Here is a 22042-nt window from a genome sequence, read left to right as displayed (position 1 = left end):
CTTAAATGACCGACTATAAAGCCACGCTAAACCTTCCGGACACCGCCTTCCCAATGAAGGCCGGCCTGCCACAGCGCGAACCGCAGATCCTGCAGCGCTGGGACAGTATTGGCCTGTACGGAAAGTTGCGCGAAATTGGCAAGGATCGTCCGAAATTCGTCCTGCACGACGGCCCTCCTTATGCCAACGGCACGATTCACATCGGTCATGCGCTGAACAAGATTCTCAAGGACATGATCATTCGCTCGAAAACCCTTTCGGGTTTCGACGCGCCTTATGTCCCGGGTTGGGACTGCCACGGCCTGCCGATCGAGCACAAGGTCGAAGTGACCCACGGCAAGAACCTGGGCGCGGATAAAACCCGCGAACTGTGCCGTGCCTACGCCACCGAGCAGATCGAAGGGCAGAAGTCCGAATTCATCCGCCTGGGTGTATTGGGTGACTGGGCCAACCCCTACAAGACCATGGACTTCAAGAACGAGGCCGGTGAAATCCGTGCCTTGGCCGAGATCGTCAAGGGTGGCTTCGTGTTCAAGGGGCTCAAGCCCGTGAACTGGTGTTTCGACTGCGGTTCGGCCCTGGCCGAGGCGGAGGTCGAGTACGAAGACAAGAAGTCCTCGACCATCGACGTAGCCTTCCCGATCGCGGACGACGCCAAGCTGGCCGAGGCCTTTGGCCTGGCGAGCCTGGGCAAGCCAGCGGCCATCGTGATCTGGACCACCACCCCGTGGACCATCCCCGCCAACCAGGCGCTGAACGTACACCCGGAGTTCACTTACGCCCTGGTGGACGTTGGTGACCGCCTGCTGGTGCTGGCCGAGGAAATGGTTGAAGCCTGCCTGGCCCGTTACGAGCTGCAGGGTTCGGTGATTGCCACCACCACCGGTTCCGCGCTGGAGTTGATCAATTTCCGCCACCCGTTCTATGACCGTCTGTCGCCGGTTTACCTGGCTGACTACGTCGAGCTGGGCTCGGGTACCGGCGTGGTCCACTGCTCGCCCGCCTATGGTGTGGACGACTTTGTGATCTGCAAGAAATACGGCCTGACCAACGATGACATCATCAACCCGGTGCAAAGCAATGGCGTGTATGTGTCATCGCTGGAGTTCTTTGGCGGCCAGTTCATCTTCAAGGCTGACCACGCAATCATCGAGAAGCTGAGCGAAGTCGGTGCGTTGATAAAGTCCGACACCATCAAACACAGCTACATGCACTGCTGGCGTCACAAGACCCCGCTGATCTACCGCGCCACCGCGCAGTGGTTCATCGGCATGGACAAAGAGCCGGCCAGCGGCGACACCCTGCGCGTGCGCTCGCTCAAGGCCATCGAAGACACCGGCTTCATCCCGGCCTGGGGCCAGGCACGCCTGCACTCGATGATCGCCAACCGCCCGGACTGGTGCATCTCGCGTCAGCGTAACTGGGGCGTGCCGATCCCGTTCTTCCTCAACAAGGAAAGCGGCGAGTTGCACCCACGCACCGTTGAGCTGATGGAAGTCGTGGCCCAGCGCGTTGAACAGGAAGGCATCGAAGCCTGGTTCAAGCTTGACGCCGCCGAGCTGTTGGGCGACGAAGCACCGTTGTACGACAAGATCAGCGATACCCTCGACGTGTGGTTCGACTCGGGCACCACCCACTGGCACGTGCTGCGTGGTTCGCACCCGATGGGCCACGAGACCGGTCCTCGCGCCGACCTGTACCTGGAAGGTTCGGACCAGCACCGTGGCTGGTTCCACTCTTCCTTGCTGACCGGTTGCGCCATCGATAACCACGCTCCGTACCGCGAGCTGTTGACCCACGGTTTCACGGTGGATGAAAGCGGCCGCAAGATGTCCAAGTCACTGGGCAACGTGATTGCGCCGCAAAAGGTCAACGACACCCTGGGTGCCGACATCATGCGTCTGTGGGTGGCCTCGACCGACTATTCGGGCGAAATGGCTGTATCCGAGCAGATCCTGCAGCGCAGTGCCGACGCCTACCGCCGTATCCGTAACACCGCACGCTTCTTGCTGTCGAACCTGACCGGTTTCAACCCGGCCACCGACATCCTGCCGGCCGAGGACATGCTCGCCCTGGACCGTTGGGCCGTGGACCGTACCCTGTTGCTGCAGCGCGAGTTGCAGGAGCATTACGGCGAATATCGCTTCTGGAACGTTTACTCGAAGATCCACAACTTCTGCGTGCAGGAGTTGGGTGGTTTCTACCTCGACATCATCAAGGATCGCCAGTACACCACCGGCGCCAACAGCAAGGCCCGTCGCTCGGCGCAGACCGCGCTGTACCACATCAGTGAGGCGCTGGTGCGCTGGATCGCGCCGATCCTGGCCTTCACCGCCGACGAGCTGTGGGAGTACCTGCCAGGCGAACGCAACGAATCGGTGATGCTCAACACCTGGTACGAAGGTCTGACCGAATTGCCGGCTGATTTCGAATTGGGCCGCGAGTACTGGGAAGGCGTGATGGCCGTCAAGGCTGCGGTGAACAAGGAGCTGGAAGTTCAGCGTGCGGCCAAGGCCGTCGGTGGCAACCTGCAAGCCGAAGTCACTCTGTTTGCCGAAGACGGCCTGACTGCCGATCTGGCCAAGCTGAGCAACGAACTGCGTTTCGTGCTGATTACCTCCACCGCGAGCCTGGCGCCATTCGCCCAGGCCCCGGCGGATGCAGTCGCCACCGAAGTGCCAGGCCTCAAGCTCAAAGTGGTCAAGTCGGCCTTCGCCAAGTGCGCCCGTTGCTGGCACTGCCGTGAAGACGTCGGTGTGAACCCTGAGCATCCGGAAATCTGTGGTCGTTGCGTCGACAACATCTCGGGTGCTGGTGAGGTTCGCCACTATGCCTAACACCAGTCGTTTCGGACGTCTGGGCTGGCTCGTGCTGAGTGTGCTGGTCCTGGTCATCGACCAGGTCAGCAAGGCTCATTTCGAAGGCTCCCTGCAGATGTTCCAGCAGATCGTGGTGATCCCGGACTACTTCAGCTGGACCCTGGCCTACAACACCGGCGCCGCTTTCAGCTTTTTGGCTGATAGCGGTGGCTGGCAGCGCTGGCTGTTCGCGCTGATCGCGGTGGTGGTCAGTGCGGTGCTGGTAGTTTGGCTCAAGCGTCTTGGCCGCGATGACACCTGGCTGGCTATCGCCCTGGCCCTTGTGTTGGGCGGCGCGCTGGGCAACCTCTACGACCGCATTGCCTTGGGCCATGTGATCGACTTTATCCTGGTGCATTGGCAGAACCGCTGGTACTTCCCGGCGTTCAACTTTGCCGACAGCGCCATCACCGTCGGTGCGATCATGCTGGCGTTGGACATGTTCAAAAGCAAGAAAACCGGAGAGACCGTCAATGACTGATCAGGTATTGGCTGAACAACGTATCGGCCAGAACACGGAAGTCACTTTGCATTTCGCACTGCGCCTGGAAAATGGCGACACGGTCGACAGCACGTTCGACAAGGCCCCCGCGACTTTCAAAGTCGGTGATGGCAACCTGCTGCCGGGTTTCGAAGCCGCGCTGTTCGGCTTCAAGGCTGGCGACAAGCGCAACCTGCAGATCCTGCCGGAAAATGCCTTTGGCCAACCCAACCCGCAAAACGTGCAGATCATCCCGCGTTCGCAGTTCCAGGACATGGATCTTTCGGAAGGCTTGTTGGTGATCTTCAACGATGCGGCGAATACCGAACTGCCGGGTGTGGTGAAAACCTTCGATGACGCGCAAGTGACCATCGACTTCAATCACCCGTTGGCCGGTAAAACCTTGACCTTTGATGTTGAAATCATCGACGTTAAAGCGATCTGATCAACGACGCGGTTAAAAATGTGGGAGCGGGCTTGCTCGCGAAAGCGGTCTATCAGTAACACATGTGTTATCTGGCCCACTGCTTTCGCGAGCAAGCCCGCTCCCACCTTTGATCTCTACTGTCAGGTGGGTTAGCGTCTAGCTTGAACCCAAGTGGCTGCAAGACACGAGGCACAGCATGCAAATCAAACTCGCCAACCCCCGTGGCTTCTGCGCCGGCGTGGACCGGGCGATCGAAATCGTCAATCGCGCCCTGGAAGTCTTCGGGCCGCCGATTTATGTGCGCCATGAAGTTGTCCACAACAAGTTCGTGGTCGAAGATCTGCGCGCGCGCGGTGCCATCTTTGTTGAAGAGCTCGACCAGGTGCCGGACGACGTTATCGTCATTTTCAGCGCCCACGGCGTTTCCCAGGCCGTGCGTACCGAAGCTGCCGGCCGTGGCCTGAAAGTATTCGATGCCACCTGCCCATTGGTCACCAAGGTGCATATCGAAGTCGCACGCTACAGTCGTGACGGGCGTGAATGCATCCTGATCGGTCATGCCGGCCACCCGGAAGTTGAAGGCACCATGGGCCAGTATGACGCCAGCAACGGCGGTGCCATCTACCTGGTGGAAGATGAAAAGGACGTCGCCGATTTGCAGGTACACAATCCTGATCGGTTGGCTTTCGTGACCCAGACTACCTTGTCCATGGACGACACCAGCCGCGTTATCGACGCTTTGCGCGCGCGTTTCCCTGCCATTGGCGGTCCGCGCAAGGATGACATCTGCTACGCCACGCAAAACCGTCAGGATGCGGTCAAGCAATTGGCCAACGAATGCGACGTGGTTTTGGTGGTCGGCAGCCCGAACAGCTCCAACTCCAATCGTCTGCGCGAGCTGGCTGAACGCATGGCCACACCGGCCTACCTGATCGACGGTGCTGAAGACATGCAACGCAGCTGGTTCGATGGCGTTGAGCGTATCGGTATCACGGCCGGAGCCTCGGCTCCGGAAGTGCTGGTGCGGGGCGTGATCCAACAGTTGCAGGCTTGGGGCGCGACCGGCGCCGATGAGTTGGCCGGCCGTGAAGAGAACATCACGTTCTCCATGCCCAAGGAACTGCGGGTTCGCTCGTTGCTCTGAGCCCAGGTGCTGGATCAGTCCCGACATAACGCCTGCTCGGTTTTATCACTGCGCAGGCTGATGCGGCCGCTTGGGGCCAGCACTACCTGATGCAGGCTTTGTGCCTGGCCCGTGTCGCATATGTGCACGGTGCCGGCACGGAAGCCTCCCCCCGTAAATACCGGCTCGCCCAATCCGCTGAAGCGCACTTGGCTCTTGACCGGCCCATTGCCGACCAGCGTTGCACGCCCGCTGTCCTGTCGCTCCAACAGTATCGGGTTGTCTTCGTCCATATGACCGCGCCCGCTGACATCCTCGATGACTCGCCAGCCTAGGCTCCAATCGTCCTCCAATGCATGAACAATCACCGCGCGATTGCGTGTGAGCGCTGCGCTGCGGGCGAAGCGCAGGCCCTGCGCCAGTGATTCGGCTGCGCTGTGTTGCTGGTGTGCGTCGAGTAATCCTTTGAAGCTGGGCACCGCCAAATGCGCCAGCAGGCCGCTCAGCATCAGGCCCAATAGCAACTCGATCAGGGTGAAGCCTCGTTCTGTCATATGCCGTCCCTCCGTGGACGCAGCTGGTAATCCAGCGGGTAGAGACAGGTATAGCCAGCGGATGCCAGGGTTGGATGATGGCCTTTATGTCCAAAGTATTTCCCTTTGTTCCGCAAGCAGCACCGATTAAAAACCGGCGCTAGTCTTGGGGCGCACAACAGGTTTTGCCTGTTTTTCGCCCCTCGACATGGATGACGACGGTGATGCTAGTCCGTACACACAGGTTTTTTCTTCGCGCCGTCCAGTGGCGCCAAACCGGCATGACCCTGATCGAGGTGTTGGTGGCGGTGTTGATTCTGGCTGTCGGTTTGTTGGGCGCTTCGGCCATCCAGCTCAATGCGCTCAAGTACACCGAGAGCGCCAGGATGACCAGCCAGGCCAGTTTCATTGCCTACGACATGCTTGATCGAATTCGCTCCAATCCCGGGATCGATTATTCGTGGTCGCGAGCTGGATCTTCGATGGCCAATGTCCCGACCGCCAGCGTGCGTGATCTGGACCTGCATGATTTCGAGGCCAATATCCTGGGTTTCGCCGGCGCAGATGCCAAAGGAGCGGTATCGACCAGCGGGCCTGAGGTCACTATCACCATCAGTTGGCTGGCGGGCAGGGGCGCAGGCGGCCCGGGAGCAAGGGAGACGTTCGTTCTCACCAGTCGCATGGTCGATGAACAAGGCGCGTTGCAATGAGCCGTCTTGTACGCGGATTCAGCCTGGTGGAAATGCTGGTGGCGTTGGCCGTTGGGCTCGTGTTGGTGCTGGGCGCAAGCCAGGTGGTCATCAGCACACGGCTGACGCATGCCAGTCAATTGGCGGCAATGGTCCTGCAAGACGATGCACGATTTGTACTGGGCAAGCTGACGCAGGATATTCGCCAGGCGGGCATGTTTGGTTGTCTGGCCAGCGCATTTATCGACGACGCCCCCGCCGCCCTGGAGCGACCGTTGGGGTGGAGTACCTCGGGGAATGCGACGTCGCTGACCCTGGTCACTGCGGATGTCGGTAGTGGGGGAGGCAAGCCTGATTGGACGGTGGTATCCGACTGCAAGACGGTTGCCCGGGCATATGCTGGGGCATCACCCGCGCCGGCGCCTGGGCAGATCCGCTTTGCGCTGCGCCAGCTCACCTACACCTTTGAATCCGGCCAACTGAAAGTCAGCACCCCGGCGGCGCCGGCCAAAGCGGTGCTTGTGGATAACGTGCGGGCGTTCGACATCAGTTTTGGTATGGCGGCCAAGCCCGCATCAACAAGCGTAGTGCGTTACGACAGCAACCCTGCCGATGAGTCGTTGATACGCAGTGTACGCATCCTCATGACGTTGCAAGACCCGACAGGGCGTGTCAGGGACCAGACCTACAGCGTTGTGGCTGCGCTGCGAAATCGCCAGGGGTAGGGCCGTGATGAAGATAAGTGGCGGTATTCATTGGCGTGAGGCAGGGATGGTGTTGTGGATCAGCCTGGTGTTCCTGCTGCTGTTGTCACTGGTTGGTTTGTCATCGATGCAAGGTGCGATATCCCAGCAAAAAGTCGCGGGCAGCTTGTGGCATCGCAACCAATCTTTTCAAAGCGCCGAAAGCGGCCTCAGGTTGGGGGAGCTGGCGGTAAAGCGCGGTGGCGGTGGGCTGCCCGAATGTCACTCGATCATCACATGCTCGCCACCTGAGGAGGCGTTTACGTTGATGGGGGCCGGGGCGAATCCGGTCTCGGCGGTTACCTGGGTTGCCTTCGACGCGGGGTTCTATGGCATTCAATTCATAGGCGAGGGCTTGGGGCTGGCGCATTTGCCGGCGCAAACCGCGGCGCGGCTGTTTCGAGTGACGGCCATCGGGCTAGGGGGCCAATCGCGCACGGTCCTGGAGAGCGTGTATGCCCAGGTGGACGAGGGAGGGCGGGCGCGGTTTCAACGAATCCTGTGGCGGCAACTTCAGTAAAGGAGCAAACGGATGAGCACGGATAGCCAGGGATTTACCCTGATCGAGTTACTGATTGCCATGGCAATCATTGCGGTGTTGGCCACGGTCGCTTATCCCGGTTATACCGGGCATGTGAAAAAGGTCTATCGCAGTCAGATTGCCGCACTGTTGACCGAACAGGCCCAGTATCTGGAGCGCTTTTACGCCCGGAACGGCACTTTTATTGATGCAGGGGACGTCAGTGCGGGTAATGATCACTATAGAATCAGCGCTGTATTGAGTGCCCAGGATTTTGCCCTGCTTGCCACGCCCTCCGTCTATTCAGTCATGGCGGACGACGCATGCGGTGAATTCAGCTTGAGCAGTACCGGCGTGCGAAGCAACCCGGGAGCCAAGCCGGAAATGTCGCGCAAGACGTGCTGGGGGCAGTGATGAGAGTGCTGGATGAATGGGCGCTGTGTGCGCCAACCCCTATATATCGGCTGGATCAAATGATGGCAGAGCAACAGCGAGTGGTGATTGTCGGCGGCGGAGTAATCGGGTTGTTGACGGCGTTCAACCTGGCCACCCAGGGGCAGTCGGTAGTATTGCTGGAGCGTGCGGGGCTTGGGCAAGAGTCTTCGTGGGCCGGGGGCGGGATCGTTTCACCGTTGTACCCATGGCGCTACAGCCCGGCAGTGACCGCTTTGGCCCATTGGTCCCAGGACTTTTACCCACAGCTGGCGCAGCGGTTGTTTGCCGCCACCGGGGTTGATCCAGAGGTGCATACCACGGGCTTGTACTGGCTTGATCTGGACGATGAAGCCGAGGCTTTGGCCTGGGCTGCTCGCGAGGGACGGCCGCTGAGCAAGGTGGATGTGTCGGCCGCGCACGATGCCGTGCCGGTGCTGGGGCGCGGCTATTCCCAGGCCATTTACATGGCTGATGTGGCCAATGTTCGCAACCCTCGCCTGGTCAAATCCTTGAAGGCGGCGTTGCAGGCATTGCCCGGTGTGACGATTCACGAGCAGTGTGAAGTGGCCGGTTTTGTCCTGGAGGGCGATACCGTAGTGGGCGTCGAAACGACGGCTGGCCGGGTGCTCGGCGATCAGGTCGTGCTTGCGGCGGGAGCCTGGAGTGGGGAGCTGCTGGGCACGTTGGGGCTGGCGCTGCCTGTTGAGCCGGTCAAAGGCCAAATGATCTTGTACAAATGTGCCTCGGACTTTTTGTCGAGCATGGTCCTGGCAAAAGGACGTTATGCGATCCCACGCCGTGACGGCCACATATTGATTGGCAGCACGTTGGAGCATGAGGGGTTCGACAAGACGCCGACCGAAACCGCGCTGGAAAGCCTCAAGGCTTCGGCAGTGGAATTGATTCCTGCCTTGGCTGGCGCTGAGGTGGTGGGGCATTGGGCGGGCTTGCGGCCTGGCTCGCCGGAAGGTGTGCCGTACATTGGCGAAGTGCCCGGCTTCAACGGGCTGTGGCTCAATTGTGGGCATTACCGCAATGGCCTGGTGCTCGCACCCGCGTCCTGTCAGTTGTTCACTGACTTGCTGCTGGGCCGTGCGCCGATTATCGAGCCGGCACCTTATGCGCCGGCTGGTCGTCTCAGCGCTGGCTAGGCTTCGGACCTTGTTCCAGGTGCGCCTGGGTGCAGTACCACTCTTGGCGTACGCTCAGTGCGCGATCCTGCGGCAGGTGTACGCCACAGTGCGCGCAACGCACCATCGGCGTGGCATCGGGCTCACTGGACCGTTGCTGTTTGGCGGCCGGGCTTTTGAATTTGCGCCAGAACCATACTGCGGCAGCAATGACGGCAATCCAGAACAGTAGACGAACCATGGTAAGCAGCTTCTCGACAAGGAATGCGCCAGTTTAGCCAAGGACGCAGCAGGCGCACAGCGCAATAATGCTCGCCCACAAAAAAGGGAGCCTATAGGGCTCCCTTTCTCTGATTGCCTGGATCGATCAGTCGAAAATACCGAAGGTCATGTAGCTGAACCACGAACGATCTTCCTTGCTGCCAGCGGCTTGTGGTGCCTGCTCTTCGATCACATCGCCGTTTTCGTCATGAGGCTTGAGGTCGGAAGGAATGGCGTCTTTCGCGTCCTGGAACTGCTTGATCACGTCCTGGTTGGCGCGGGTTTCGCCCGGCGGCAGCGGTGGACGGGATTCGATCAGGCCCAAGGTGTACTTGCTCAGCCACGAACGGTTATCCGCTTCGGCAACCTGAGGCACGAACTGGCCGTCTTTCAGGCTCGGGTGATCCGGGTAGTTGAGCTTCAGGGTTTCCAGGCTGGTGCTCGCCAGGGCGTCCAGGTGCAGGCGCTGGTAAGCCTCGGTCATTACCGCCAGGCCGTCACCCACGGATGGGGTTTCCTGGAAGTTTTCCACCACATAGCGGCCACGGTTGGCAGCGGCCACGTACGCCTGACGGGTCAGGTAGTAGTGGGCTACGTGGATCTCGTAGGACGCCAGCAGGTTACGCAGGTAGATCATGCGTTGCTTGGCATCCGGGGCATAGCGGCTGTTGGGGTAGCGGCTGGTCAGCTGGGCGAACTCGTTGTAGGAGTCGCGGGCAGCGCCCGGATCACGCTTGGTCATGTCCAGCGGAAGGAAGCGCGCCAGCAGGCCGACGTCCTGGTCGAACGAGGTCAGGCCCTTCATGTAGTAGGCGTAATCCACGTTCGGGTGCTGCGGGTGCAAGCGGATAAAACGCTCTGCGGCGGACTTCGCGGCTTCCGGCTCGGAGTTCTTGTAGTTGGCGTAGATCAGTTCGAGCTGGGCCTGGTCGGCGTAGCGCCCGAACGGGTAACGCGACTCCAGGGCCTTCAGCTTCGCTGTGGCGCTGGTGTAGCTATTATTGTCCAAGTCTTTCTGAGCTTGCTGGTAAAGCTCGACTTCGCTCAGGTTTTCGTCGACGACGTCCTTTGTTGACGAGCAAGCAGCAGTCATGGCGAGGATGGCGATCAGCAGCAGGTGTTTCACTTGCATGGCGGCTTGCGTCCCTATGACGGCCGCTGTCTTGGGCGGGGCCGTCCTGTTATGATGAGCGCCCCGTTGAAAGCCTCGGGGCAAAAGACGCCGTATTTAACCACAAGCGCGCAGCCGAAACCAAAGGCTGTGCCACGCCTAGTCTGAGCATGTCCGATAAAATTGAACTTCGCGCAGAGGTGCCGTCCGAAATGGGTGGCCAACGCCTCGATCAAGTCGCCGCACAATTATTCGCTGAGCACTCGCGCTCGCGCCTTTCCGCCTGGATCAAAGACGGCCGCCTGACTGTGGATGGAGCGGTTATCCGCCCGCGAGACATAGTTCATGGCGGTGCGATTCTTGAGCTGACTGCCGAGCAGGAAGCCCAGGGAGAATGGGTTGCCCAGGACATCGAGCTGGACATCGTCTATGAAGACGACGACATCCTGGTCATCAACAAACCCGCAGGGCTGGTGGTTCACCCGGCTGCCGGGCACGCTGATGGCACTTTGCTCAACGCCCTGTTGCATCACGTCCCGGACATCATCAATGTCCCGCGCTGCGGCATCGTGCACCGTCTGGACAAGGACACCACCGGCTTGATGGTGGTGGCCAAGACCATTCAGGCGCAGACGCAGTTGGTTACCCAGTTGCAGAGCCGCAGCGTCAGCCGGATCTACGAGTGCATCGTGATCGGCGTCGTGGTGGCGGGTGGCAAGATCAACGCCCCAATCGGTCGCCACGGCCAGCAGCGCCAGCGTATGGCGGTGATGGAAGGCGGCAAGCAGGCCGTGAGCCATTACCGCGTACTGGAGCGTTTTCGCTCCCACACCCACGTGCGGGTCAAGTTGGAAACCGGTCGTACTCACCAGATTCGCGTGCATATGGCGCACATCAACTTCCCGTTGGTCGGAGATCCTGCCTACGGTGGCCGCTTCCGCATTCCGCCGGCGGCCAGTGCAACCATGGTTGAATCGTTGAAAAACTTCCCGCGCCAGGCGCTGCATGCCCGCTTCCTGGAGCTGGATCATCCGACGAGCGGTAAGCGCATGAGCTGGGAATCGCCTCTGCCAGACGACCTGGTGTGGTTGTTGTCGCTGCTCAAGCAGGATCGCGAGGCGTTTATCGGATGAGTGACTGGCTGATTCCTGACTGGCCCGCGCCGGCTCAGGTGAAAGCCTGCGTCACCACCCGTGCGGGCGGCGTCAGCCTGGCGCCGTTCGACAGCTTCAACCTGGGCGATCATGTCGAGGACAGCCTGGAGGCCGTCCTTGAAAACCGTCGTCGTCTCTCCGAGACCTTCAAGATTCAGCCGGCTTGGCTGCGCCAGGTCCATGGCGTGAGCGTGGTCGAGGCCGATCCCGGCCGCATTGCCGAAGCTGATGGCAGTTGGACCAGTACTCCAGGCATTGCCTGCACCTCAATGACTGCTGACTGCCTGCCGGCGTTGTTCTGCAACCGTGCCGGCACTCGCGTCGCGGCTGCCCATGCCGGTTGGCGCGGGTTGGCGGCAGGGGTGTTGGAGGCGGCGTTCGAAAGCCTGGATACCGAGCCTGCCGACGTCCTGGTCTGGCTCGGCCCTGCCATTGGTCCGCAAGCTTTCGAGGTCGGTCCGGAAGTGCGTGAAGCGTTCATGCAGCAGTTGCCGATGACCGCCCAGGCCTTTGTACCCAGCCGCAATCCTGGCAAGTACATGGCCGACATCTATGAGCTGGCGCGCCTGCGCCTGGCCGTACAGGGCGTTACCGCTGTCTATGGTGGCGGTTTCTGCACGGTGACCGACCCACGCTTCTTCTCCTATCGCCGCAGCCCACGCACCGGTCGATTTGCCTCCCTTATCTGGCTTGAGCGCTAGACTCTCCTGACTTACGTCAACTGTTCGTAGCTTGAATCTTCCAGAATTCACCCCATCTACTGGATATCTGGCAGGTTTCTTCATTCAGGATGTGTTTATAGCTCCGGCCTGCTCAAAAGGAAGGTGACTAATGCGTATTGATCGTTTAACCAGCAAATTGCAGTTGGCTTTATCTGATTCCCAATCGTTGGCGGTGGGCCTTGACCACCCGGCCATTGAGCCTGCGCACTTGATGCAGGCGCTCCTGGAGCAGCAAGGTGGTTCTATCAAACCCTTGCTGATGCAGGTCGGTTTTGACGTCAACAGCCTGCGCAAGGAGTTGAGCAAAGAGCTCGACCAACTGCCGAAAATCCAGAATCCCACCGGCGACGTCAATATGTCGCAGGACCTGGCGCGCCTGCTCAACCAGGCTGACCGTCTGGCTCAACAGAAAGGTGACCAGTTCATCTCCAGCGAGTTGGTGCTGCTCGCGGCCATGGATGAGAACAGCAAGCTCGGCAAGTTGTTGCTCGGCCAGGGCGTGAGCAAGAAAGCCCTGGAAAATGCCATCAACAACCTGCGTGGCGGCGATGCGGTGAACGACCCCAACCACGAGGAGTCGCGCCAGGCCCTGGACAAATACACCGTCGACCTGACCAAGCGTGCCGAAGAAGGCAAGCTTGACCCGGTGATCGGCCGTGACGATGAGATTCGTCGCACCATCCAGGTCCTGCAGCGTCGCACCAAGAACAACCCGGTGCTGATCGGTGAGCCCGGTGTGGGTAAAACCGCGATCGCCGAGGGCCTGGCCCAACGCATCATTAACGGTGAAGTGCCGGACGGCCTGAAAGGCAAGCGTCTGTTGTCCCTGGATATGGGCGCGTTGATCGCCGGCGCCAAGTTCCGAGGCGAGTTCGAAGAGCGTCTGAAGGCTCTGCTCACCGAACTGTCGAAGCAGGAAGGGCAGATCATTCTGTTTATCGATGAACTGCACACCATGGTCGGCGCCGGTAAAGGCGAAGGCTCGATGGATGCCGGCAACATGCTCAAGCCGGCTTTGGCCCGGGGGGAGTTGCACTGCGTTGGCGCGACCACGCTCAACGAGTACCGCCAGTACATTGAAAAGGACGCGGCCCTTGAGCGTCGCTTCCAGAAAGTGCTGGTGGAAGAACCGAGCGAAGAGGACACCATCGCGATCCTGCGCGGCTTGAAAGAGCGCTATGAGGTCCACCATAAGGTGGCGATCACTGACGGTGCAATCATTGCGGCGGCCAAATTGAGCCATCGCTACATCACCGATCGTCAGTTACCGGACAAGGCCATCGACTTGATCGACGAGGCCGCCAGCCGCATCCGCATGGAGATCGACTCCAAGCCGGAAGTGCTCGACCGTCTGGATCGACGCCTGATTCAACTGAAAGTTGAGTCCCAGGCCCTGAAGAAGGAAGAGGATGACGCGGCGAAGAAACGCCTGGAAAAACTCCAGGAAGAAATCGTCCGCCTGGAACGTGAGTATTCGGACCTTGAAGAAATCTGGACCTCGGAAAAAGCCGAAGTACAGGGTTCTGCACAGATCCAGCAAAAGATCGAGCAGTCGCGGCAGGAGTTGGAAGCTGCGCGTCGCAAAGGTGACCTGAACCGCATGGCCGAATTGCAGTATGGGGTGATCCCGGACCTGGAGCGTAGCCTGCAGATGGTTGACCAGCACGGCCACAGCGAGAACCAGCTGTTGCGCAGCAAGGTGACCGAGGAAGAAATCGCCGAAGTGGTCTCCAAGTGGACCGGCATTCCCGTGTCGAAGATGCTGGAAGGCGAACGTGACAAGCTGCTGAAAATGGAAAGTCTGTTGCATCAGCGCGTCATCGGCCAGGAAGAAGCGGTGGTCGCGGTGGCCAACGCCGTACGGCGGTCCCGGGCAGGGTTGTCCGACCCGAACCGTCCGAGCGGCTCATTCATGTTCCTCGGTCCGACTGGTGTGGGTAAGACCGAGTTGTGCAAGGCGTTGGCCGAGTTCCTCTTTGATACGGAAGAAGCCATGGTCCGGATCGATATGTCCGAATTCATGGAGAAACACTCGGTGGCCCGCTTGATCGGCGCCCCACCAGGCTACGTGGGCTATGAGGAGGGCGGTTACCTGACCGAGGCCGTGCGGCGCAAGCCTTACTCGGTGATCCTGCTGGATGAGGTCGAGAAGGCGCACCCGGATGTGTTCAACATCCTGCTGCAAGTGCTGGAAGACGGCCGCCTGACGGACAGCCACGGACGTACCGTAGACTTCCGCAATACGGTGGTCGTGATGACCTCCAACCTGGGCTCGGCACAGATCCAGGAGTTGGTGGGTGATCGTGAGGCGCAGCGTGCCGCGGTCATGGATGCGTTGACCAGCCACTTCCGTCCGGAATTTATCAACCGGGTGGACGAGGTGGTGATCTTCGAGCCTCTGGCGCGGGATCAGATCGCGGGCATCACCGAGATCCAGTTGGGTCGCCTGCGGGGTCGCCTGGCCGAGCGCGAGCTGGGCCTGAATCTGAGCGGCGAGGCCTTGGACAAGCTGATCGCGGTGGGTTACGACCCGGTGTATGGCGCACGGCCGTTGAAGCGTGCGATTCAGCGCTGGATCGAAAACCCGCTGGCTCAGTTGATCCTGTCGGGCCGCTTTATGCCGGGGACCAGCGTCGAGGCCACGGTGGAGAACGACGAAATCGTCTTCCATTAAGCTTGGCGAGTACGTTAATAAGAGAAGGCTCCGCATCGCGGAGCCTTTTTTTTCGATAGGGCGTTGAACTGTAAGGCAAAGGCTTGTAAAGTGCGCCCCGCAACAACGTCAGCCCAAGGGTTTCTTCTCCCCAAGAAGAAATCAGAAAGAAGCGCAAATCATTGTCTTAAAAGCAATTTAAAGGGTTGACAGGGGTTTTTAAGATTGTAGAATAGCGCGCCTCAGAGACATGAACGTAGCGATACGGACAGATCGAAGAGAAGGTTACATCGCAGTAAAAGTTGTAAATTTGAAATACGCAGTTCCGTGATAGCTCAGTCGGTAGAGCAAATGACTGTTAATCATTGGGTCCCAGGTTCGAGTCCTGGTCACGGAGCCATTTCAAAATCGGGGTATAGCGCAGTCCGGTAGCGCGCCTGCTTTGGGAGCAGGATGTCGGGAGTTCGAATCCCCCTACCCCGACCATATTTGGGTCGTTAGCTCAGTTGGTAGAGCAGTTGGCTTTTAACCAATTGGTCGTAGGTTCGAATCCCACACGACCCACCATTTTTGAGACCAGTTAACCCTGGAATCAAATCTTAAGATCAGAGGCCAAAAGCACTGATCGAAGAAGGCGACTGAAAGGTCGCCTTTCTTTTACCGGGGTATAGCGCAGTCCGGTAGCGCGCCTGCTTTGGGAGCAGGATGTCGGGAGTTCGAATCCCCCTACCCCGACCATATTAAAAATCCCCGTATCGAAAGATACGGGGATTTTTTTTGCCTGTGGAAAACTCGGCGGCACTGTAAATCAATGTGGGAGGGGCAAGCCCCTCCCGCAGGTTTTAGTGCAGCTTAAGACGTGGCTCGGTGCCACGCCCAATCTTGCTGCCCAGCATCAGCATCGCCGTGCGAAAGACTCCATACAGCGCCATCTGATGCATGCGATACAGCGACACATAGAACATCCGCGCCAGCCAGCCTTCGAGCATGACGCTGCCGGTCAGGTTGCCCATCAAGTTACCCACAGCGGAAAAGCGCGACAGCGAGATCAGCGAGCCGTAGTCAGTGTACTTGTACGACGGCAGCTCCTTGCCTTCGATCCGCAGTTTCAGTGACTTGGCCAGCAACGAGGCCTGTTGGTGAGCGGCCTGGGCCCGTGGCGGCACGTTGCGGTCGGTGCCCGGTTGCGGGCAGGCGGCGCAGTCACCGAAGGCGAAGATGTTTTCGTCGCGGGTGGTTTGCAGCGTCGGCAGTACTTGCAGTTGGTTGATACGGTTGGTTTCCAGGCCATCGATATCCTTGAGGAAACCGGGGGCGCGAATACCGGCGGCCCATACCTTCAGGCTGGCCGGGATCACCTGGCCGCTGCTGGTAATCAGGGCATCTGCCGTCACTTCGCTGACCGCCGAGTTGGTCAGCACGGTCACTCCGAGTTTCTCCAGGGTTTTATGCACAGGCGCGCTGATCCGCTCCGGCAGCGCGGGCAAGACTTTTGGCCCGGCCTCGATCAAGGTGATGTGCATGTTTTCCGGTTTGATGCGGTCCAGACCGTAGGCCGCCAGTTCATGGGCGGCGTTGTGCAGCTCGGCGGCCAGTTCAACCCCGGTGGCACCGGCACCGACGATGGCGACGCTGATTTTTTCTTCCACATCGGTCTGGCCCGCGTGGGCGCGCAGATAGTGGTTGAGTAATTGCTGATGGAAGCGCTCGGCCTGCTTGCGGGTGTCGAGGAACAGGCAATGTTGCGCTGCACCCTCGGTGCCGAAGTCATTGGTGGTGCTGCCCACTGCGATTACCAGCGTGTCGTAGCTCAACACTCGCGCGGGCACCAGCTCGCGCCCCTCTTCATCGAGGGTGGCAGCCAGTTGAATTTTTTTCTGTTCACGATCCAGCCCGCTCATGCGCCCCAGCTGGAACTCGAAGTGGTTCCATTTGGCTTGGGCGACATAGTTGAGTTCGTCTTCCGAGGAGTTCAACGAACCGGCGGCCACTTCGTGCAGCAGCGGTTTCCAGATATGAGTCAGGTTGGCGTCCGCCAGTGTGATGCTGGCGATGCCGCGCTTACCCAGAGTCTTACCCAGGCGGGTAGCCAACTCCAGGCCGCCGGCGCCGCCGCCGACGATAATAATACGATGGGTCATGGGGATATCTCGCAAGGCTAAAAGAAATCGGAGCAGTGACCCCCGCGAGCGCCAGGCAGCTCATAGCGTGAGGTAACTCAAAAGGCGGCTCAGCAAACCGAGCCCGATTACCGCCACCAGCACCACACCAAGGAGCAGCCAAGGCCGGAAAGGCTTGCGCTCGACTTGGTTCTGGGAGAGTTGCAGGTACTCTTCGACATGCTGTTGGTCATCGGGGTTCAGGCGGCTGGTCATAAAGGCCTCGTCAGGTAGACGTTGCAAAAGGGCGCCACGTTACAGTCAGGGGATTGGCGGCATCGCCACAAGCGTAGCCTGCGCCCGTGTCACAGGCTGATGCCCACGTCGAATACTATGCTGCGGCCCAGGTTGTTACGCAAGAAGTCCGGTGCGTCTGGGTGTGCGAACAGCACCCGGGCAAAGGTCGGCCCGACTAACGACAGCGAACGCCAACCCTGGCGCAGGTATTCGGTGGGGGGCGGGAAGTGGCTGTTGAGGTCCAGTACTTCGCGTTTGAGGCTGGTGAAGGCAATCAAGTCCAGCTCGCCGAGGTCCATGCCGCGTTCTTTGTAGTTATGGGCTTTCTTGCGCAAGGTGGGGGCCAGGCGCAGCAGAAACTCATGGGCGGGGATGCGTCGCGGCTTGGCCTCGCGCCGGACCAGTTGGCTCAGGGAAAACGCACTGCGTCGGCGCAGCAGCTCATCGCGCCATTCGTCGTTCAGGCGCCGGCCTTCATCCAGAACAAAAAAAACTTCGAAACTGGCGTCGCGAAACAGCACGTCCGGCGGCTCTTGCCCGGCAGGGTGAAACTCTTCCGCCCGGTAAGGCACGTTCAAGCCTTGCAGCAGGCGCTGGCAGACCCAACGCTCACGCTCCCATTTGCGGGCATTGGACAAGAACGCGTTGGCTTGTTCGGCCGCTACGGTGAGCAGGCGCAAGTAATCTGAGTCATCCATGTTTGCAGCTTAGCGTTCAAATGATGACCGCAGGAAGTCTTGCTTTAAAACAGCGGTGTAGACTGGCCTCTCGAGAGTGGCTCAGGGATGAGGTGCATGATGAGGTTTCTTGCAGGGGGTGTGTTCCCGTGATCAGCGCAGCGGTATTGGCACCGGCAACGCTCGGCTTCGGTTGGTTGTTGTACGCGCCCTGGGTGTTGTGGGCGATCCTGCGCTCGCCCTGGGTCGAGCTGTTTGCCGACCGACGGCGCCAGCATTTGTTGTTCGGTACGGTGTTTGCGCTGTTCATGCTGTGGTTGGTGCGGCGGGATTTCGATACCGGAGTTTCCTACCACTTTATCGGTATGACCGCCGTGACCCTGTTGCTCGACTGGCCCCTGGCAATCGTCGGAGGGCTTGTCGCGCAAATGGGCCTGGTGTGGCTGGGGCGCCAGGATCTGGCCGCTGTCGGGGTCAATGGCCTGTTGTTGGTCGTGCTGCCGGTGCTGGTCACCGAAGGCTGCGCGCTGCTGGTGGAGCGTGCGCAGCCGCGTAATCCTTTTGTGTATATCTTCTGCTCGGGTTTTTTCGCCGCTGCGCTGTCGGCGTTGCTCTGTCTGTTGGCCGCATTGGGGCTGTTGTGGTTCGACGGGCGTTTCGCGATGCCGGAATGGCTGGAGGATTTCGTCGGTTACTTGTGGCTGATCATCTTCCCCGAAGCCTTTATCAACGGCATGGTGATCAGTGCCTTGGTGGTGTTCAGTCCTGAATGGCTGGAGACTTTCAACCGCACCCGCTACCTCTCGGCACCCTGGAAGGATGACGACTCGCAGCGTTGATCCAGATCAAATCGCGGGCAATCCGGCAGGCCCATGCTCTGCACAATTTTTCAGGAGCACGGATCATGAGTGTGTATGAGTGGGCACGGCAGGAGTTGCGCAGAAGCCAGGACGCAGCGCAGGAAATCGGTTTTGACCCAGGGCTGACCCTGCGCGCCATGCTCAGTGCAGTGGTGCAACAGAGCAAGGGCGTACGCAGCTTCGAAGACCTGGCCGACGAACTGCAATACCTTGCAGAGAACCTCGACGACCAGCAGGAATACGCTTTTATGCGGCCTTAGTGGCGCGGCAGGTCTTCGGAGAACAGCTCGTCTTCGGCATCCGGGGCCACGGGAATCTTGTGTTCTTCAGCCGCCCAGGCACCCAGGTCGATGAGCTTGCAGCGGTCCGAGCAGAACGGTCGGTTGGGGTTGGTTGTTTTCCATTCCACGGGTGCGCCGCAGGTTGGGCAGTCGACGGTCAAGGGTTGGCTCATGATCGGCCTCCACGCAAAGTAAGGTAAAAGTGGTGCAGTCGCTCGACCTCGCTATGCAGCCAGGCGAGGTCCTGGTCATTGACCAGCACGTCATCGGCATGGTTCAGGCGGTCTTCACGGCTGGACTGGGCCTTGAGAATCGCCTGCACCTGCTGCTCGCTGATGCCGTCGCGCTGCAGGGTACGCTGAATCTGCAGCGATTGCGGCACGTCGATCACCAGGATGCGCTGGGTCATGCTGTACTGGCCGGACTCGATCAGCAGCGGAGACACCAGTATCGCGTAGGGCGATTGCGCACGCGCCAGGTGGCTGCGAATCTCTTCGCCAATCAGTGGGTGCAGCAAAGCTTCCAGCCAGAGGCGCTCCTGGGGGACTTCAAAGATCAGTTGACGCAACGCGGCGCGGTCCAATCGGCCGTCGGGCAGCAGCACGCCGGCACCGAAGTGCTCGGCGATACGCGCCAGTGCCGGTCGGCCGGGCTCGACGACCCAGCGGGCGGCATGGTCGGCGTCGACCAGGTCGATGCCCAGGTCGATAAAGTGCTGGGCGGCAGCGCTCTTGCCGCTGCCAATGCCGCCGGTGAGGCCAAGAATCCAGGGTGTTGCGACAGAAGTGGTCATCTGAAACCGACAGACTGCAAATAGAAGTCGGTTATTTGACCACCCCAGAGCAATGCAATCCAGCCGGCAATCGCCAGGCAAGGACCAAATGGCATCGGCGTCGATACGTCGGACTTGCGCAAGTGCATCAGCATCAGCCCGGCAGACACCCCCAGCAGCGACGCCAACAGCAGCGTCATCGGCAGAATCTGCCAACCCCCCCAGGCGCCGAGCAGGGCCAGTAATTTGAAGTCGCCATGGCCCATGCCGTCCTTGCCGGTGATCAACTTGAACAGCCAGAACACCGTCCACAGGCACATATAGCCCGTGACCGCGCCCCACAGCGCATCGGGCAGTGTCGCCAGCAGGCCATTGCTGTTGAGGATCAGCCCCAGCCATAGCAGTGGCAGCACGAGCACGTCCGGCAGCAGTTGATGCTCTGCATCGATCAGGCTCATGGCCAGTAAGCCCCAACTCAGCAGCATCACTGCGCCTGCTTGCCAGCCGAAACCGAAGTGCCAGGCAGTGGCGGCCGAAATGAGTGCGCAGGCCAGTTCGGTCAACGGGTAGCGGGTGCTGATGGGCTCGCGACAATGGGCGCAGCGCCCCCTGAGCATCCCGTAGCTGAGCAGCGGGATATTTTGCCAGGGGCGAATCGGTTGGTTGCACCGCGGGCAGCAGGAATTGGGGCGAATCAGGTTATAGGCAGGCCCGACAGGCGCAGTTGGCAGTCCGAGGAGTTCGTTGGCCTGGGCACGCCATTCCCGTTCAAGCATCTTCGGCAGGCGCCACACCAGCACATTGAGGAAGCTGCCGACGATCAGGCCGAGCACCAGCGCCGTTGCAACGAAGGCCCAGGGAAGCTCAGTGAGCAGCCTGCTCAAAATGCGCTCCCCAATTGGAAGACCGGCAGGTACATGGCAAGGACCAACGCACCGACAATACCGCCCAGCACCACCATGATCAGGGGCTCCATCAGGCTGGTGAGGTTATCGACCAGGTGGTCCACATCGGCCTCGTAATGGCTCGCGACTTTTTCCAGCATGCCGTCCAGCGTGCCGGACTCTTCACCGATGGCTGTCATCTGGACCGCCATGCCTGGAAACAAACCGCTGGCGGCCATGCAGTGATTCAGTTGCATGCCGGTGGAGACATCATGGCGCATACGTTCGATTGCCTGTTTGAAGGGGCCAATGCCGACGGCGCCGGCTGCCGAGCTCAAGGCCTGCACCAGCGGCACGCCTGCGGCAAAGGTAGTCGAGAGCGTACGGGCGTAGCGGGCGATGGCGGACTTCTGCAGCAGTGTGCCCGCCAGGGGCAGTTTCAACAAACCCGCTTCCAGCCTGTGACGAAAGCCCGGAGACGCCCGATGGGCCAGGCGTAGCCCGGCAGTTGTCGCGCCCAGGCTCAGTGCCACTAACCACCAGGCACGCTGCAGGAATTCGGACAAGGCAATGACCCACAGGGTAAAACCGGGCAAGGAGCTGTCGACCCCCGCGAACAGGTTCTGGAACTGCGGCACCACATGGATCAGCAGCACCGTACTGACCAGAGTGGCAACCACCAGGATCGCGATAGGGTAGGTCATGGCTTTCTTGACCCTGGCCTTGAGCCGTTGGCTTTTTTCCAGATGGATTGCCACGCGCTCCAGTAGGGTTTCCAGGGCGCCGGCTTGTTCTCCGGCGGCGATCAGGTTGCAATACAAGTCATCGAAGTAGCGCGGGTGCTTGCGCAGTGCGGCAGCCAGATTGGTGCCGGCGGCAATCTCCTGTTTCAGCCCCTTGAGCAGTTCGCGCAGCTGTTGGTTTTCGACGCTTTCACGAATGATATCGAACGCCTGCAGCAAGGGGATGCCGGCCGTCAGCAGCGTCGCCAGCTGGCGAGTGAACAGCGCAATATCGGCGGGCTTTATTGCAGGAGCGAGTATTGGCAGGCCCTGGGCTTGCTTGCGCACGCGACCGGGGCAGATTCCTTGCCGGCGCAGTTGGGCCTTGATCGATGCAAGGTCGTGACCGGTGGTTTTTCCGCTCACCCTGCGCCCTTTGCGGTTGATGCCTTCCCAGGCGTAGATCGTCGAAGCGTCGTTCATGTCGCGGTTCCGCACACAGGTAGTGGAAGCTTTATAGCTTAGCCAGGTAACGGGCTCGGGCCTGAAGCGGCTGAGCGATAAAATGTCAGAATGTGCGTCTTGTGCGCGATTGGCCGCTCACGGATGA

At 60.0% G+C, this 22042-nt stretch carries 23 protein-coding genes, 4 tRNA genes and 1 pseudogene; 18 read left to right on the top strand and 10 right to left on the bottom strand.

Features of this window, described 5'->3' with window-relative positions:
* Window positions 1-5: 5 nt before the first annotated feature.
* From ileS to ispH, 4 genes are all read left to right on the top strand, one after another.
* Window positions 6-2837, top strand: a complete 2832-nt coding sequence (ileS, locus tag JBE38_RS22440; RefSeq protein WP_205345149.1) for an isoleucine--tRNA ligase — start codon at window positions 6-8, stop codon at window positions 2835-2837.
* Window positions 2830-3339 carry a signal peptidase II gene (gene lspA / locus JBE38_RS22435; RefSeq protein ID WP_060754850.1) on the top strand — a complete coding sequence of 170 codons (510 nt, stop codon included), beginning with the start codon at window positions 2830-2832 and terminating at the stop codon, window positions 3337-3339. Before ileS ends, lspA begins: the two co-directional genes overlap by 8 nt.
* A 7-nt stretch (window positions 3340-3346) precedes the next feature.
* Entirely contained in the window at window positions 3347-3784 is a 438-nt protein-coding gene (fkpB, locus tag JBE38_RS22430; protein WP_174554049.1) for an FKBP-type peptidyl-prolyl cis-trans isomerase, read from the top strand.
* Between the two features lie 178 nt (window positions 3785-3962).
* Window positions 3963-4910 carry a 4-hydroxy-3-methylbut-2-enyl diphosphate reductase gene (gene ispH, locus JBE38_RS22425; protein WP_060754852.1) on the top strand — a complete coding sequence of 316 codons (948 nt, stop codon included), beginning with the start codon at window positions 3963-3965 and terminating at the stop codon, window positions 4908-4910.
* Here the strand turns inward: ispH and JBE38_RS22420 are convergent.
* Window positions 4864-5443, bottom strand: a pseudogene (locus JBE38_RS22420) (GspH/FimT family pseudopilin). The gene ispH and the pseudogene JBE38_RS22420 sit on opposite strands and share 47 nt — an antisense overlap.
* 203 nt (window positions 5444-5646) lie before the next feature.
* On the opposite strand from JBE38_RS22420, the gene pilV reads away from it, so the two are divergent.
* The 5 genes from pilV to thiO all read left to right on the top strand — a co-directional run bounded on the left by pilV (window position 5647) and on the right by thiO (window position 8960).
* Window positions 5647-6132, top strand: coding sequence for a type IV pilus modification protein PilV (gene pilV, locus JBE38_RS22415; protein WP_205345148.1), 486 nt, complete (start codon window positions 5647-5649; stop codon window positions 6130-6132).
* Window positions 6129-6836 (top strand): PilW family protein, encoded by a 708-nt coding sequence (locus JBE38_RS22410; RefSeq protein ID WP_090366868.1) that lies wholly within the window; start codon window positions 6129-6131, stop codon window positions 6834-6836. The genes pilV and JBE38_RS22410 overlap by 4 nt, the downstream gene beginning before the upstream one ends.
* Window positions 6837-6843: 7 nt before the next feature.
* Window positions 6844-7374 (top strand): pilus assembly PilX family protein, encoded by a 531-nt coding sequence (locus tag JBE38_RS22405; protein WP_205345186.1) that lies wholly within the window; start codon window positions 6844-6846, stop codon window positions 7372-7374.
* Window positions 7375-7386: 12 nt separating this feature from the next.
* The gene (locus tag JBE38_RS22400) at window positions 7387-7788 is read left to right on the top strand and encodes a type IV pilin protein (protein ID WP_090366864.1); all 402 of its coding nucleotides are present in this window, start codon (window positions 7387-7389) and stop codon (window positions 7786-7788) included.
* Between the two features lie 62 nt (window positions 7789-7850).
* A complete protein-coding gene (thiO, locus tag JBE38_RS22395; protein WP_205345147.1) occupies window positions 7851-8960 on the top strand; it encodes a glycine oxidase ThiO in 1110 nt (369 codons plus the stop codon).
* Here the strand turns inward: thiO and JBE38_RS22390 are convergent.
* Both JBE38_RS22390 and JBE38_RS22385 read right to left on the bottom strand, forming a co-directional pair.
* Entirely contained in the window at window positions 8947-9180 is a 234-nt protein-coding gene (locus JBE38_RS22390) for a PP0621 family protein (protein ID WP_060754859.1), read from the bottom strand. The two genes, thiO and JBE38_RS22390, sit on opposite strands and share 14 nt — an antisense overlap.
* Before the next feature lie 126 nt (window positions 9181-9306).
* On the bottom strand, window positions 9307-10332 hold the full coding sequence (locus JBE38_RS22385) for an outer membrane protein assembly factor BamD (protein WP_090366860.1): 1026 nt from the start codon (window positions 10330-10332) through the stop codon (window positions 9307-9309).
* Window positions 10333-10481: 149 nt separating this feature from the next.
* Between JBE38_RS22385 and rluD the strand changes: the two genes are divergently transcribed.
* From rluD to JBE38_RS22350, 7 genes are all read left to right on the top strand, one after another.
* The gene (gene rluD / locus JBE38_RS22380) at window positions 10482-11444 is read left to right on the top strand and encodes a 23S rRNA pseudouridine(1911/1915/1917) synthase RluD (RefSeq protein ID WP_090366858.1); all 963 of its coding nucleotides are present in this window, start codon (window positions 10482-10484) and stop codon (window positions 11442-11444) included.
* On the top strand, window positions 11441-12166 hold the full coding sequence (pgeF, locus tag JBE38_RS22375) for a peptidoglycan editing factor PgeF (protein ID WP_205345146.1): 726 nt from the start codon (window positions 11441-11443) through the stop codon (window positions 12164-12166). Before rluD ends, pgeF begins: the two co-directional genes overlap by 4 nt.
* A 130-nt stretch (window positions 12167-12296) precedes the next feature.
* A complete protein-coding gene (gene clpB, locus JBE38_RS22370; RefSeq protein WP_060754863.1) occupies window positions 12297-14861 on the top strand; it encodes an ATP-dependent chaperone ClpB in 2565 nt (854 codons plus the stop codon).
* 303 nt (window positions 14862-15164) lie between these two features.
* Window positions 15165-15240 (top strand) — tRNA-Asn (locus tag JBE38_RS22365).
* Between the two features lie 9 nt (window positions 15241-15249).
* A tRNA-Pro gene (locus JBE38_RS22360) sits at window positions 15250-15326 on the top strand.
* Between the two features lie 5 nt (window positions 15327-15331).
* A tRNA-Lys gene (locus tag JBE38_RS22355) sits at window positions 15332-15407 on the top strand.
* A 94-nt stretch (window positions 15408-15501) separates the two neighbouring features.
* Window positions 15502-15578, top strand: a tRNA-Pro gene (locus tag JBE38_RS22350).
* Window positions 15579-15682: 104 nt separating this feature from the next.
* Here JBE38_RS22350 and JBE38_RS22345 read toward each other — a convergent pair.
* From JBE38_RS22345 to JBE38_RS22335, 3 genes are all read right to left on the bottom strand, one after another.
* Window positions 15683-16981: an NAD(P)/FAD-dependent oxidoreductase gene (locus JBE38_RS22345; RefSeq protein ID WP_060754864.1), complete on the bottom strand. Its 1299-nt coding sequence runs from the start codon at window positions 16979-16981 to the stop codon at window positions 15683-15685.
* Between the two features lie 60 nt (window positions 16982-17041).
* The gene (locus JBE38_RS22340; RefSeq protein ID WP_090366854.1) at window positions 17042-17215 is read right to left on the bottom strand and encodes a DUF3094 family protein; all 174 of its coding nucleotides are present in this window, start codon (window positions 17213-17215) and stop codon (window positions 17042-17044) included.
* 89 nt (window positions 17216-17304) lie between these two features.
* Window positions 17305-17934, bottom strand: coding sequence for a DUF1780 domain-containing protein (locus JBE38_RS22335; protein WP_053254334.1), 630 nt, complete (start codon window positions 17932-17934; stop codon window positions 17305-17307).
* Between the two features lie 128 nt (window positions 17935-18062).
* Between JBE38_RS22335 and JBE38_RS22330 the strand changes: the two genes are divergently transcribed.
* Window positions 18063-18752: an energy-coupling factor ABC transporter permease gene (locus tag JBE38_RS22330; RefSeq protein ID WP_090366852.1), complete on the top strand. Its 690-nt coding sequence runs from the start codon at window positions 18063-18065 to the stop codon at window positions 18750-18752.
* Window positions 18753-18817: 65 nt separating this feature from the next.
* Window positions 18818-19033 (top strand): hypothetical protein, encoded by a 216-nt coding sequence (locus JBE38_RS22325; protein ID WP_003171680.1) that lies wholly within the window; start codon window positions 18818-18820, stop codon window positions 19031-19033.
* Here JBE38_RS22325 and yacG read toward each other — a convergent pair.
* Genes yacG through JBE38_RS22305 form a run of 4 tightly spaced genes read right to left on the bottom strand, consistent with a single transcriptional unit; the run spans window position 19030 to window position 21915 of the window.
* Window positions 19030-19227 carry a DNA gyrase inhibitor YacG gene (yacG, locus tag JBE38_RS22320; protein WP_090366850.1) on the bottom strand — a complete coding sequence of 66 codons (198 nt, stop codon included), beginning with the start codon at window positions 19225-19227 and terminating at the stop codon, window positions 19030-19032. The two genes, JBE38_RS22325 and yacG, sit on opposite strands and share 4 nt — an antisense overlap.
* Window positions 19224-19847, bottom strand: a complete 624-nt coding sequence (coaE, locus tag JBE38_RS22315) for a dephospho-CoA kinase (RefSeq protein ID WP_060754868.1) — start codon at window positions 19845-19847, stop codon at window positions 19224-19226. The genes yacG and coaE overlap by 4 nt, the downstream gene beginning before the upstream one ends.
* A complete protein-coding gene (locus JBE38_RS22310) occupies window positions 19844-20710 on the bottom strand; it encodes a prepilin peptidase (RefSeq protein WP_205345145.1) in 867 nt (288 codons plus the stop codon). Before JBE38_RS22310 ends, coaE begins: the two co-directional genes overlap by 4 nt.
* The gene (locus JBE38_RS22305; RefSeq protein WP_205345144.1) at window positions 20707-21915 is read right to left on the bottom strand and encodes a type II secretion system F family protein; all 1209 of its coding nucleotides are present in this window, start codon (window positions 21913-21915) and stop codon (window positions 20707-20709) included. The genes JBE38_RS22310 and JBE38_RS22305 overlap by 4 nt, the downstream gene beginning before the upstream one ends.
* Window positions 21916-22042: the final 127 nt, after the last annotated feature.

The organism is Pseudomonas sp. ICBG1301, assembly GCF_016918385.1.
GTDB lineage: Bacteria > Pseudomonadota > Gammaproteobacteria > Pseudomonadales > Pseudomonadaceae > Aquipseudomonas > Aquipseudomonas palleroniana.
This window is presented reverse-complemented; position numbering and strand designations above follow the sequence as displayed.